The sequence below is a fragment of the Bacillus sp. LSHTCR4 genome (assembly GCF_057197025.1).
In genome coordinates, this window is record NZ_JBXUNO010000001.1 from 997,907 (window position 1) to 1,012,617 (window position 14,711).

10 protein-coding genes are annotated in these 14,711 nt (G+C 37.2%); all 10 read left to right on the forward strand.

Annotation, left to right across the window (positions count from 1 at the left end; genetic code table 11):
* Nucleotides 1-23 precede the first annotated feature (23 nt).
* Nucleotides 24-914, forward strand: coding sequence for a carbohydrate ABC transporter permease (locus tag AC2CGR_RS05090; protein ID WP_484480595.1), 891 nt, complete (start codon nucleotides 24-26; stop codon nucleotides 912-914).
* A 15-nt stretch (nucleotides 915-929) separates the two neighbouring features.
* Entirely contained in the window at nucleotides 930-1,865 is a 936-nt protein-coding gene (locus tag AC2CGR_RS05095) for a carbohydrate ABC transporter permease (RefSeq protein ID WP_484480596.1), read from the forward strand.
* A 12-nt stretch (nucleotides 1,866-1,877) separates the two neighbouring features.
* On the forward strand, nucleotides 1,878-4,049 hold the full coding sequence (gene gnpA / locus AC2CGR_RS05100; protein WP_484480597.1) for a 1,3-beta-galactosyl-N-acetylhexosamine phosphorylase: 2,172 nt from the start codon (nucleotides 1,878-1,880) through the stop codon (nucleotides 4,047-4,049).
* Nucleotides 4,039-4,206: a DUF6903 family protein gene (locus AC2CGR_RS05105; protein WP_165507126.1), complete on the forward strand. Its 168-nt coding sequence runs from the start codon at nucleotides 4,039-4,041 to the stop codon at nucleotides 4,204-4,206. The genes gnpA and AC2CGR_RS05105 overlap by 11 nt, the downstream gene beginning before the upstream one ends.
* 108 nt (nucleotides 4,207-4,314) lie before the next feature.
* Nucleotides 4,315-5,211 carry an ROK family protein gene (locus tag AC2CGR_RS05110; RefSeq protein ID WP_484480598.1) on the forward strand — a complete coding sequence of 299 codons (897 nt, stop codon included), beginning with the start codon at nucleotides 4,315-4,317 and terminating at the stop codon, nucleotides 5,209-5,211.
* A 68-nt stretch (nucleotides 5,212-5,279) separates the two neighbouring features.
* Nucleotides 5,280-6,446, forward strand: coding sequence for an SIS domain-containing protein (locus AC2CGR_RS05115; RefSeq protein WP_087964307.1), 1,167 nt, complete (start codon nucleotides 5,280-5,282; stop codon nucleotides 6,444-6,446).
* A gap of 20 nt (nucleotides 6,447-6,466) precedes the next feature.
* Nucleotides 6,467-7,615, forward strand: coding sequence for an N-acetylglucosamine-6-phosphate deacetylase (nagA, locus tag AC2CGR_RS05120; protein WP_087964306.1), 1,149 nt, complete (start codon nucleotides 6,467-6,469; stop codon nucleotides 7,613-7,615).
* 26 nt (nucleotides 7,616-7,641) lie between these two features.
* Complete coding sequence (gene lacC, locus AC2CGR_RS05125) at nucleotides 7,642-8,580, forward strand: tagatose-6-phosphate kinase (protein ID WP_484480599.1); 939 nt, start codon at nucleotides 7,642-7,644, stop codon at nucleotides 8,578-8,580.
* 12 nt (nucleotides 8,581-8,592) lie between these two features.
* Nucleotides 8,593-9,600 (forward strand): tagatose-bisphosphate aldolase, encoded by a 1,008-nt coding sequence (lacD, locus tag AC2CGR_RS05130; protein WP_087964304.1) that lies wholly within the window; start codon nucleotides 8,593-8,595, stop codon nucleotides 9,598-9,600.
* Nucleotides 9,601-10,106: 506 nt separating this feature from the next.
* A complete protein-coding gene (locus AC2CGR_RS05135; RefSeq protein ID WP_484480600.1) occupies nucleotides 10,107-14,483 on the forward strand; it encodes an endo-alpha-N-acetylgalactosaminidase family protein in 4,377 nt (1,458 codons plus the stop codon).
* The last annotated feature ends 228 nt before the right edge of the window (nucleotides 14,484-14,711 follow it).

Sequence of the window (14,711 nt, forward strand, 5' to 3'; positions counted from 1 at the left end):
TACTTATTAACTGAGGTGATGGCATGAATAAGACGACAGAAAAAAGAATTTTTATTTTTGTTTGTACTGCACCGGCACTAATCCTATTAGCTATTTTTATGATTGTTCCTACGATTGAGGTATTCAGGATGTCCTTATATAAGTGGGGAGGATTTTCTAATAATAAGGTATTTGTTGGGCTCGAAAACTTCAAGATTTTATGGAATGATATGAACTTCTTTCGGTCTCTCCAAAATAGTATTGTCTTGATTATTATCGTCACACTCATCACGATGGTGATGGCGATCTTGTTTGCCACTTTATTAACAAGAGAAAAAATCAAAGGAAAAGGCTTCTTTCGAATTGTTTTTTATATCCCTAATATCTTATCGGTTGTAGTTATCGCGGGAATATTTTCTGCAGTTTATGACCCAACTACAGGGTTGTTAAATAATTTACTAGCTTTATTTAACCTGGAAAACCTACAAAAGATGTGGCTTGGCAATCAAAAAATTGCCATTTACAGCATTGGCGGGGCGCTCATTTGGCAAGCAATTGGCTACTATATGGTCATGTATATGGCGGCAATGGCAAGTATCCCGGAAAGTTTTTATGAAGCATCTGCTTTGGAAGGTGCTGGACGATTCAGACAATTTTTCAGTATTACTTTACCGTTAATTTGGAATAACATTCGGACGACGTTAACTTTCTTCGTTATTAGTACGATTAATTTAAGTTTTCTTCTCGTTCAAGCAATGACTGGCGGTGGACCTGATGGATCGACGGAAGTGTTTTTAAGCTACATGTATAAGCAGGCTTACACGAATTCTTCTTACGGTTACGGTATGGCTATTGGGGTGGTCATTTTCTTATTCTCATTCGCATTATCTGCAATTATCAGTGGTGTTACTAAAAGGGAAGTGTTGGAGTATTAAGGAGGTCCAAAAACGATGGAAACACAAAAAGAAATAACTGTAGAAACAGCTTATCAACCCCAAAAAACAATGAAAACACAAAAAGGAATGACTACAGAAGCAATATATCGCTGTTTTATCTACGTAGCACTAATTACGTTAACAATTTCAATTATTATTCCTGTTGCATGGGTTTTCTTAGCCTCAGTGAAGAAAAATTCGGAGTTTTATGGAAGTCCTTGGGCCATGCCGAAAAGTTTCTATTTTCAAAACTTTATCGATGCTTTCCAAAAGGCAAATATGGGTACTTATATGTTGAATTCAGTTATGGTAACTGCGTTAGCTCTTCTTATTTTGTTGATTGTGGCTTTACCAGCAGCTTATGTGTTGGCAAGATATACCTTTAGGGGAAGCAAATTAATAAATACTTTTTTTAAAGCTGGATTATTCATCAATGTGAACTACATTGTTGTGCCAATTTTCTTGATGTTATTGGACGGAGATAACTTTTTACGAGGCCAACTGGGTGAAGGATTCCTACTAGACAATTTATTTGTTTTAGCTGTGGTATATGCGGCGACGGCGTTACCATTCACGATTTACTTGCTGTCTAGTTTTTTTCAATCGCTTCCATCCACGTATGAGGAAGCGGCGTTGGTCGATGGTGCCGGATATTTCAAAACAATGATTTCAGTTATGATTCCGATAGCTCGTCCGAGTATTATTGCCGTCATTCTATTTAATTTTCTTGCCTTTTGGAACGAATACATTATTGCTTTAACATTAATTCCAGGGCCGAATAAGACGTTACCTGTTGGGTTAATGAACTTGATGGCAGCTCAAAAATCTGCTGCCAACTATGGTCAAATGTATGCAGGAATGGTTCTTGTCATGCTGCCAACTTTGATTTTATATATCATTGTTCAAAAAAAATTAACACAAGGAATGACCCTTGGTGGTTTAAAGGATTAGAGGAGGATTTACATGAAAAGGAAAACAGGCCGAGTTACTTTACCGAGTGAAGAAAATTTTCTTAAGGAAACAAAAGAATTAATGGAACGATGGGGTGCGGATGCGATTCGCGATAGTGATGGAACGAAACTAGATAATGATATTAAACAATTGGATGCGAAAATTTATACGACCTATTTTGTTGCTCGAGCTCACAATGAGTTCGCAGAGAAGCATATGGATGAATGCCAGCAACTTTATTTAATGAGCTTGTTCAATACTGCGATTACTGACACCCTCGAAATTGATTTTATGAAAGGCTACTTTGAGGAACAATTAAAACCGGATTATGTTCACAGTCCAAAAAAATACTGGGAGGTTATTGATCGGACAACAGGAGAAGTTGTTGACGTTAATGATTGGGAAGTAAACGAAGATCAAAAGCGTGTTTTGATTACGAAGGCGATTCCTTGGCATGAATATACGGTTTCATTCCTAGTCTATGCGATTTGGGATCCAACCCAAATGTACAATCATATTACTAATAATTGGGGAGATAAGCCACATGATATTCCTTTTGATGTCAGGCAGCCACATTCTAATGAATTTATGAAAAACTATTTAAAACAATGGCTGACAGAAAATCCGGATACAGATGTGGTCAGGTTTACAACGTTTTTCTATCATTTTACCCTTGTGTTCAATAATCTTGGCAAAGAGAAGTTTGTGGATTGGTTCGGATATGGTGCTAGTGTTTCAGTTGCTGCGTTGGATGCTTTTCAAAAAGAAAAAGGCTATCGCTTAAGACCAGAGGACATTGTTGATCAAGGTTATTATAATACTTCGTTTCGAATTCCAACCCCAGCTTTTTTAGATTATATAGATTTTGTTCATAAGTTCGTTGCTGAAGAAGCAAAGAAACTTGTGGATATTGTCCATGAAAGTGGAAAAGAAGCAATGATGTTCCTTGGTGATAACTGGATTGGTACAGAACCATATGGAAAATACTTTGAAAATATCGGATTGGATGCAGTTGTAGGCAGTGTGGGCGGTGGAGCCACATTGCGTATGATTGCAGATATACCACATGTTCGATATACAGAAGGGCGTTTCTTACCTTATTTCTTTCCAGATACTTTTTACGAAGGTAACAACCCGACGATTGAAGCGAATGAAAATTGGCTAACGGCGCGTAGAGCTATACTGCGTAATCCTGTTGATCGTATCGGATATGGGGGGTATTTAAGTCTAGCGTATCAATTCCCAGAATTCATCTCCTATATTGAAAAAGTTACTGAGGAATTTCGTGAAATTCATGACACAATCAAAGGTGTGAAACCATATAGCGGTCTTAAAGTTGCGATTTTGAATTCTTGGGGCAAGTTGAGAACTTGGCAAACGCATATGGTTGCCCATGCACTATGGTATAAACAAATTTATTCTTATTTAGGCGTTTTAGAGTCTTTGAGTGGGGCTGCCGTGGAGGTTTCGTTCATTAGTTTTGATGATGTCATTAATGATGGGATACCAGAGGATATTGATGTAATCATTAATGCCGGAGATGTGGGCACAGCTTTTTCAGGGGGGGCTAATTGGATTAATGAAAAGTTAGTCACTACAATCAGAGCTTGGATGTATAATGGCGGAGGATTCATAGGTATTGGGGAACCTACAGCTTATCAGCATGAAGGACATTATTTTCAATTGGCAAATGTCTTAGGCGTTGACAAGGAACTCGGATTCAGCTTATCAACAGATAAATATTTTAATAATCCTGTCGAAAATCATTTTATTTCTGCTGACAGCACCCAATTTAATTTTGGTGAAGGAATGAAAAATGTTTATGCGTTATCAGAAGAAACCGAAATAATCGAATATTCAAATGGAGAAGTTCACCTTTCTGCTCATCCGTTTGGAGAAGGCAGAGCTGTCTATATAGCAGGGCTTCCATACAGCGAAGAAAATACACGTCTGCTGATGCGTGCGTTATACTATGCTGCCCATAAAGAAGAAGAATTTCAAAAGTATCATGCGAGCAACATTTATTGTGAAGTTCATGCATATCCATCTATTCAAAAAAAAGCGATTGTTAACAACTCGATGGTCGAACAAATGACGTTTGTCTACGATGGAAAAGGAAACAGGAAAGAAGTGATGTTGGCACCTAGTGAAATCCGGTGGGAGGATTTTTCAAATGAAGGCTAATATTTTATTCGTTATTAAAATTGTTGTGTTTATCGTATGTCTATCTTTCATTATCATCTACCAAAAGACAGCTGGTAAATTTGAACTGGGTATGATGTTAATTGGATTAGCTGGTCTCTTAGGGCTGCTTTATAATTACAATCGGAAATACGTATAAATCAATTAGGGCAAGTGGATTGATTACGAAATCGCAGGTCTATGTTCAACGATAATGAACATAGAAAACTACTCAGTGCATCAAATACAAACTTAGGGGTGCAGACAAATGAAAAAGGCAGTCGGTATTGATATTGGAGGAACGAAGATTGCAGCGGGAGTTGTTTCAGATACAGGCGAACTGCTCGAACGTACGGAAGTAAAAAGTGATCCTTTAGACCGGGAAGAAATGTTTGGTAGAGTTGTAGAAGCTGTGGAACAAGTTCTCAGAAAATTATCAATTTCCATCTCTGATATCGAGGGTATTGGCGTTGGAGTACCGGGAAAAGTGGATTGTGAGAATGGAATTGCCGTTTTTCAAAACAATTTACCGTGGAGCCAGTTTCCTATTTCAGTCCGTTTGCAGGAGCAATTTGGAATCCAGCGGATCACGATTGACAATGATGTCTATATGGCGGCTTTTGCCGAATGGAAAGCAGCACATGTAAAAGGAAATGAAACCTTTGTCTACGTGACTATAAGTACGGGAATATCTTGTTCTATCATTCATAAAGGCTCATTTTTTAGGGGAGCAGGATTTGCTGGAGAACTAGGTTTGATCCCTGTTCTATCGAAGGGGATCAATGAACGATTAGAAAAAATCGCTGCTGGGCCAGGGATCCAGAGAATAGCCGAAAGAGACTTACAGGTAGGTACGATTTCAACAAAAGATGTTTTTGCTAGTTATATAAATGGGGTACCAGAATATCAGTCCATTATCAATGAGGTAACTGATTATTTAGCTCAAGGTCTTTATAAGATTTCCTGTTTATTAGATCCACATAGAATGGTTTTTGGTGGCAGTGTCATTGTGAAAAACCCATTTCTACTGGAGTTGATCAAAGTGAAGCTAAAGAGTTTTCAGCTTCCTGAGCAACAACATCTTTTGGAGCAGATGAGCATCAGTACATTGGCACAAAATAATGGAGTTGTTGGTGCGGGATTACGAGTATTTGAAGGTATGTAATGAGGCGGTGCTGGTCTTCTTTTCTTTTATGGAGAGAATGATGGCAAATAGGTAGAGGAGTGACGAATATGTTTACATTAAGTCAAGAAAAATTAGTTTCGTTAGGCGCATCAATAACAACGGCGGAAATAAGACGGCAGCCTGATTTATGGATTGAAACCTTTGCTTTGTATATGGAGAAGAGCGAGAGAATTGCTGCGTTTTTGCAAAAAATAGTAACGAAACATAATCGGGTTCGAGTTATTTTTACAGGCGCTGGAACGTCTGCTTATGTCGGTGATACAGTCACCCCTTATGTAATAGAAAAAGTAGATGAACAACAGTGGGAAGTACTAAGTATCCCGACAACTACGTTAGTTTCAAATCCTTACCAATTTTTCAAAAAGGATTTTCCAACCTTACTCGTTTCATTTGCTAGAAGCGGGAACAGCCCAGAAAGTGTCGCTGCCGTACAATTAGCTGAGCAAATAGTAAGCGATTTGTATCAAATAACGATTACTTGTGCGAAAGATGGAAAATTAGCTAAACAGGCCGTGAATAATGACAAAAACTTATTGCTATTGATGCCCGAAAAATCAAATGATCATGGTTTTGCAATGACAGGGAGTTATACTTGCATGGCGTTAACGGCATTACTTGTTTTTGATTCTATATCGACTGAAGAAAAATCAAAGATAGTGAAAGAAATTTATCAAATGGGTGAAAGTGTCATTCAAAGAGAAGACGCTATCCAAAAGATAGTAGATTTGCATTTTGACCGAATTATTTACTTAGGTTCTGGTAGTTTAGAAGGTTTAGCGAAAGAATCACAATTAAAAATATTAGAACTGACAGCTGGAAAAATTGTCACCGCTTTTGATTCACCACTAGGATTCCGGCACGGTCCAAAATCATTTGTAAACGAAAAATCATTAGTTTTTGTGTTTGTTTCTAACAATCCGTATACACGTCAATATGATTTAGATATGTTAAACGAAATGCAACAGGACAACATTGCCAGCTATATATGTGCCATCGAGGTTGATGGAGAAAGCAATTACGCTGGGAATAGGTTTGTATTTGGCAGCGAGGCACAGTCTGTACCAGATGCATACTTAGCATTACCTTTTGTAATGATTGGGCAAACAATATCACTGTTAGCCTCCGTGAAAGTAGGTAATACACCGGATACACCTTCACCGACAGGGACGGTGAACCGTGTCGTTAAAGGTGTTACTATCTACGAATATGAGTAACTAGGGTAGGGGAAATATACATGTCTATTTTTATCTTTGCAGATAAGTTTTTTCTTGAGGGGAAGGTCGTAGGTCCTGGTTTTTTGGGAATAAAAGATGGAAAATTCGGTGTTTTTTCGGAAAACAGGCCAGAAGAAGCGGAAGAAATCATCAATTATGCAGGATATTGGATTGCTCCTGGTCTAGTGGATACACATATTCATGGATTTAGAAATCACGACGTTATGGACAATAATTTTGAAGGACTGAATCAAATATCGATAGGACTCCTTTCTTGCGGCGTTACATCCTTTTTACCGACAACTTTAACATCTTCAATAGAATTGGTGAATAAGGTCGTTGAAATGATTGGTGCCAATTACAAGAAAGTACAGGGCGCAAAAATTAAAGGGATCTTTTTAGAAGGGCCGTTTTTTACTGAAAAGCATAAAGGAGCACAAAACACGAAATATTTTTGTGACCCATCAGTTGATATGTTGAAAGCTTGGCAGAAATTATCAAATGATTCTATTAAAAAAATTGCGATTGCACCTGAAAGAAAAGGAGCAGTGGAATTCATTGAATATGCTGTAGGAGAAGAGATTATAGTAGCATTGGCCCATAGTGATGCAACTTATGAAGAAGCCAAGCAAGCTAGTGAAAAAGGCGCATCCATTTTTGTTCATACTTTCAATGGTATGAGTCCGCTGCACCATCGTGAGCCAGGGATGGTTGGAGCAGCTATGAATTTAAAAGATGTTTTTACCGAAATCATATGTGATGGACATCATGTTCATCCTGTTGCTTTAAATATTTTAATGAATGTCCGCGGCAGAGAAGAGGTTGTAATGGTATCCGATTGTATGATGGCCGGAGGTATGCCTGAAGGAACGTATCAATTGGGAGAATTTCCTGTGAAAGTAAAAGGTGGGATGGCTCGTTTGGAAAGCGGAAGTTTAGCAGGTAGCATTTTGCAATTAAAAGATGCTGTCAAAAATGTCGTCGATTGGGGAATTGCCGCGCCCGAGCAAGCAATTTACATGGCGAGTACTGCACCAGCTAAAAGTATTCAACTAGATGGCGAATGTGGGAAGATCGCTGAGGGATATGCTGCTGACTTTATAGTACTGACGCCAGCGATGGATTTAGTAGCTACCTATCTTGATGGTGTGTGCCGTTTTCAAGCTTAAATATTTTTCTGAAAGAGGGATTTCAAATGATTTTATCTGTCACCATGAATCCATCTGTCGATATTTCCTATTCGACTCATGAATTAAAGTTAGATGTTGTTAACCGTGTGGAAACAGTTCACAAAACTGCTGGTGGAAAGGGATTGAATGTGGCGCGAGTGATCGCTCAAATGGAAGAAGCTGTTCTAGCGACAGGTGTGATTGGTGGTACGATTGGCGAATATATTATTCAAGAATTAAATAAAAACAATATTCCAAATGACTTTTTAAAAATTAAAAAAGAATCAAGAAATTGTATTGCCATTCTTCATGAAGGGATGCAAACAGAGATTTTAGAATCAGGGCCGACATTATCCAATGAAGAAGGGGTAACTTTTTTAGAAAAATTTGAATGTTTGCTTACAACAGCTTCACTTGTGACAATTTCAGGTAGTTTGCCGAAAGGGTTACCGACTAACTTTTATTATCAAATGTTAGAAATCTGTAATAACAATGGAATTCCAGTGATTATAGATTCATCAGGGAAATCTTTGAAAAACGCCTTGGTGCATAAAGAAAAACCATTTGCCATCAAACCAAATAAAGAAGAATTATCTCAGTTGTTGGGCATTAACATGGAAATGGGAATCATAGATCTGAAGCAAGCATTAAACCATGAAATATTTACTGGAATTGAGTGGATTATCGTGTCATTGGGTAGTGAAGGTGCCTTTGTCAGGAATGGGGAGAACTATTACCAAGTTACGGTTCCAAAAATAGAAGTGGTCAATCCGGTTGGATCTGGTGATGCGACAGTTGCAGGGCTAGCTGTGGCACTATATCAAAATCAAACGGTTGAGACTGTTCTTAAAACGGCGATGACTACAGGAATATTAAATACGATGGAAGCTGGCACTGGTTATATTAATGTGAATAAGTTTAAACAATATTTTGATCTCATTAAAATTGAAAAAATAGATTGGTAGAGGAGAATGTTGATGTTAGAACTAACCAAGAATAAATTGGAAGCTCTAAAACGTTTATCTGCTGAAAATGGCATAATTGGAGCATTGGCTATTGATCAACGCGGTTCATTGAAAAAAATGATTGCGTCTGGCGGTGCAAGTCATGTTGGAGATGAGGGCATTATCCGTTTCAAAGAATTGGTTTCTGAGGAATTAACACCATTTGCAACAGCGATTCTTTTGGACCCGGAATACGGACTGCCAGCGGCAAAGGTCCGAGATAAAGAATCAGGCTTAATAGTAGCGTATGAAAAAACTGGATACGATGCGTCAGAAGTAGGACGGTTACCAGATTTATTATCGGAATGGTCGGTGAAACGATTAAAGGCAGCAGGTGCCGATGCTATTAAATTCTTACTCTACTATGATTTCGATGAAGATGAAAAAATTAATAACTATAAACATGTCTATATGGAACGTATCGGATCTGAGTGTGCTGCTGAAGATATTCCATTTTTCTTGGAGATTGTTACTTATGATGCTGAAAATGATGATGCGAAAAGTAAAGCGTACGCAAAAATAAAACCACATAAAGTGATTGAGGCCATGAAGGAGTTCTCGAAACCTCAATATCAAGTAGATGTTTTAAAAGTAGAGGTTCCGGTGGATATGAATTTTGTGGAAGGGTATACGGCAGGCGAATTCGTTTACAGAAAAGAAGAAGCTGCTTCTTTTTTCAAAGAACAAAGTGAAGTAACTGAGCTGCCGTTTATCTTCTTAAGTGCAGGTGTAAGTGCTAAATTATTCCAAGAAACATTAAGATTTGCTAAAGAATCTGGTTCTACCTTTAACGGGGTGTTATGTGGTCGGGCAACCTGGAAAGACGGTGTGGCACCTTTTGCTATAAACGGCGAACAAGCAGGTCGTGATTGGTTAAAAGATACTGGTAAAAGGAATGCTGAAGAACTAAATCTCGTGTTGAAAGAGACAGCCAACTCATGGTTCGTTAAAGTAAAACAAACAGCGGAGCTTCAAAGTTAGTACGATATCTTTTCTAATATATGTCCTTCATTTCTTTCTATTATTAAGTGATATTTGCACCAGAATCGCTTTTTAAACGAAATGAAAAAAAGAGCAGACATTCGTCTGTTCTTTTTTAGTACGTCCACCATGGTGCAAATCCTAAGATGGAAATCGAAAACAGCAAAGGCAGTAGTAACCATAGCTTCAAGTAAAGATATATGGGATGACCTTTATATAAAAAGAAAATGGTAAGTGCTAATTGCCATGGACAATCAAACTGATTGAATTTTAGTGGGATTTCGCCAAAAAATACACTTGAAAAGGTAATAATATCTTTATCTTGTAAGCGTTTTTAAAAAGACAATATACCTAAAAAAAGAAACAATATCTTTATTGTGTAGGCACTTTAAAAAAACTATTCTAAACATAAGTGAAAGCGGTGCCTTTCAGGTTTTTGTTTATTTAAAAATTAATGTGCAGGTATCGGCTTTAACCAAAAGTTTAAATTCAAAGGAGGAGAAGAATTGGAAAATAAGCATTTCAAGAGAGTTTTTAATGCCCTTCTTGCATGTATGCTGATTGTGCCAACATTTTTAGTGAGCATGATTGTGCCATTACATGTAGGGGCAAATACGTCTAATCCATGGGTTACAATTTCATCTGGTGGAAACGAAATCAATGCATTAATAGAACAAAATGGAAAGTCATATGCAAGGCTTGGAGCAGGTGCTGGAAACGATAATGGGGCTAAAGCTGCAGTTTTTCAAGAGCAGAATAAAGTTGCTAAAGAATCGGGAACGATGGAATATATCTTTATTCCAGAAACCAAGGGAGAAGATACTAGATTCGGCTTCTATCCTCATTATATCGACAATAATAATTTCGTTTTTGTAGGCTACGACTCACTTGGATGGTTCTATGAATACAAATATCAAGGGAAAGGTGACTGGTTAAAAACTAGACCTAATGTTCCACTTCCAGAGGCTGGAACTTCGCACTCTATTAAAATTGATTATAATAAAACCACTTTGAATATTACATTAGATGGAAAAGATTTATTTGGACCAGTTACTTTATCTAATGATGTAAATAACCTTCTTACAGGTAAGGAAGCGATTAAACTTGGTGCTTATGGAAATAAAAATAGTCAAGTCCTCATTGAATTAGGAAATGCACCTGGGGATGGAGGCACAGATCCGGGAAATGAAAAACTTGTCGACATTACGGATAATAAATTGGAAGAAGGCGACTTGAAAATTATCTCAGGTGACGGAAAAGTTACCTATAATGAAGATGGTTCAGCCACTTTCGGTGTTACATCTACCCAAAAGAATCGAATTGTCTACAATCAAATGAAAGCGATTAAAAATGGTGTTTTTGAAGCGGATGTTACTACTAATACTGATAAGATGAATCGATTTGGATTCATCTATCGTGTTCAAAATTCATCTACATACACATATGTGGGAACAGGGGATACGAACGATCAGTATTTTGGAGAAACTTTTGGTCCTATAAACAATTGGACGTCGATGACTTCAAACGTGCCGTTAAAAGCAAAACAAACATACCATTTACGTTTAGTATTCATGGACGATGTTGCGACGTTATACATTGATGGTAAAAAGGTAGATTCTTGGACTTTAACAGGTGGTGTAGATCAAGCTGGCTTACTAGGATTTGAAAAAAGCCGAGGTGCTGCTGATATTACGATTTCAAATGTCAAAATAAAGGAGTATAGTGCACCAAAGCCTCCAGATACTCAACCAGTAGAAGATATAATAAAGTCAAAGTATATGGATGTCACAATTGACCAAGTATTCCCGCGGATTGTGAAATACAAAGTTGGCGATAAAGTAATGGGTGGACAGGAGGCTCCTGTTTACGGATTGAAAGTAAATGGTGGACTATACTATCCTAAAGTAATCTTTGAAAAGTTAAACGATAGTGAAGTGTTATATACATTAAAAGTTGTGGATGAAATGAAAAATCTTGATGCTGTATTTAAGGTATCTTTGAAGGTGAATGATAATAAGGTTATTTATAGTTTCGATGAAATTAAGAATAATGGTAGTGCAAAAATTGAGATGGTTGAGTTTGCTGATATGAACTTTATCTCGGTAAATTCGGAACAAAAAGGTGCAAAAGCTAAATTAACGAATATTAGTACAGATGTTAGGAAAACAGGTGATGTAGATGTAAGCGTAGATTCTTCTATGGGAGAAATAGGTACATCTACTAAAAATTATACTGCATTCTTGTCAACTGATGAATTAAGTGCAGGTGTATGGTCTAGTTCAGAAGTGGACGGCTATAAAAATTTAGTTGCTAATCGATATGTAAATAAAAATGGCGCCAAAGTAATGGGAATAGGTTCTAGTGCACTTTATTACCAACGAGATTTTATGCCAGAACCACAAAAAAATAAACCAACTATTAAAATAGCTATTGCTAAAGATTTGAATAATGATAATAAGGCAGACTGGCAGGATGCGGCGATTGCATACCGTGATATTATGCAAGACATTAAAGGATATCAGGATGTAAACAATAATGTTGGAATGCGTATTGCAATGAATTTCGGCTCACAAGCGCAACAACCATTCTTAAAAACATCAGATAATGTGAAAAAGGTTGCTCTTGCTACAGATGAATTGGGGCAAGCTGTAATATTAAAAGGATATGCAAACGAAGGGCATGATAGTGGTCATCCAGATTATGGTGATGTGGGTGAACGTATGGGAGGCGTTAAAGATTTAAATACGCTTATTAAAGAGGGACGTAAGTATAATACCCAATTTGGTGTCCATATAAATGCTCAAGAAACTTATCCAGAAGCAAAAGCTTTCAATAATGATTTTATTGATCGTCCAAGTTCATTAGGATGGGGATGGTTAGATCAATCTTACACAATTAATAAATTAAAAGATTTGTATTCTGGATCGCGTGCGAAAAGACTAGATGAATTGAAAACTGCTGCTCCTGATCTTGACTTTATTTATTTGGATGTATGGTATCAAAATCAATGGGAATCAAATAGAATAGCAGATCAATTTAAAGATAGAGGTTGGAGATTAACAACGGAATTTGGTGGTTCTATGGCCAATTATTCAACGTGGCAACATTGGGCTACTGATAAAAACTACGGTGGACCGGAAAGTAAAGGTATTAACTCAGAAGTACTGCGCTTTATTAGTAATCACCAAAGAGATTCATGGGTGTTAAATTGGCCTGAAGTAGGTGGAACTGCTGACCATCCATTGCTCGGTGGATTTGAATTAGCTGGTTTCGAAGGATGGCAATCTGATAAGAATTTCGATAACTTTATTCGTATGACATTTGATACGAATTTACCTACTAAATTCCTACAAAAATATTATGTAACGAACTGGACAGATGTAGAAGGGGATAAAAGCAAGACGAACTTAGAAAAGGCAATAAAATTGAAGGACCCAAGCAATGGGGATGTTGTCGATGTAACTAGAAAAGACAATGCTAGAGAACGTGTTATTAAGCTAAATGGAAATGTTATACTTGATGGCCATGCGTATTTAATTCCTTGGGTGAAACAAGACTTTAAAAATCCAACTGCTGATTCAGAAAAATTATATCACTGGAATTTGGAAGGTGGTACAACGACTTGGACACTTCCAGATGAATATAAAAATGCCACTACTGTTTATGTATACAAATTGACAGATCAAGGTAGAACAGATGTGAAAGAAGTAAAGGTCGTAAATAATAAGATAACTTTGACAGCTAGTGCCGCAACTCCTTATGTTGTCGTACCAAAAAGAGATAAGGGTTTGGAAATCCTTGAATACAATTGGGGCAAGGATGCTCATATATATGATGGGGGATTCAATACAGGAAAAGTAAGTGCATATACAACCATTGAGGGTGATAATAAAGCAGTAAGCGTCATCAGAACGAATCAAACTGGAAACAACCGTAATGTAAGTAGTGGAGATTACTACTTAAATATTAATAGTCCATCAAAAGATACAACTGTTTCCCGTGTCCTTACTGGTTTGGAACCAGGTAAAGATTACGTAGCAGAAGTATATGTTGAAAACAATAGTGATGTAAAGGCCGGAATTACAGTAACAGGTGGGAAAGAAGATGCTAGCAATTACACACTTCGCAGCCTGCAAAAGAACTATGTTAAGGCAGATTCACATGCCACAAATGATGGATATAATAGCAAAATGCAAATCATGCAATTGAGTTTTACAGCTGCATCTAATAAGGCTAAATTAACTCTAAGCCGTGATTCTGGAAAAGGAAACACAAAATTTGATGACATTCGAATTGTTCAAAAGTCTTTAAAAAATAATGTCTCACCGACGGAATTTAAACAAGATTTTGAATCGGTAGTACAAGGTATTTACCCATTTGTTATTGGTAATACAGAAGGTGTAGAAGACAACAGAATTCATTTGTCGGAATTGCATGCTCCATATACGCAAAAAGGATGGGCAGGTAAAAAATTAGTTGATGATGTATTAGGTGGGAATTGGTCCGTTAAAGTAAACACTGGAAATAAAGGTTTGCTGTACCGTACCATTCCTCAAAATTACCATTTCGAATCTGGCGTAACTTATAAAGTATCATTTGACTATCAAACAACAGCAAACGCATATCGCTTTATTTCAGGGGATCAAGAAATTGATGTTCGAGACATTGCGAGTGCAAAGGGATTGAGTGTGAATAACACTCTTACTGCATCTACTGACACAAAAACAGCAGAGTTTACTGTGACAGGTTCTGAGAACGGTCAAACTTACGTTGGAATTTTCAGTGATGGAACTAATTTAAATGGAGATACCGGAGCAGGTACGTTTATTTTAGATAATCTACGTATTGAAAGGCAAGCTTCAGGGGGAGCGTCACAGAGGTAAAGACTCTGAATTTAAGAAAAAGATAGATTTATAGCTAGTGTAATATCGTTAATAGAGGCCTATCTCGAAGGAGATAGGCCTCATTGTATTCATTGAATCGCCGGAAACTGCTTTTGAAAATTGTTCTTTTGTATGTTTTTAGTGAGATGTTAAAAATGAAAAGCAAGATGTCTAAAAAATACGACAAGATGTTGATTGTAGAAGTGTTTTTACGAACGTATAATGTAA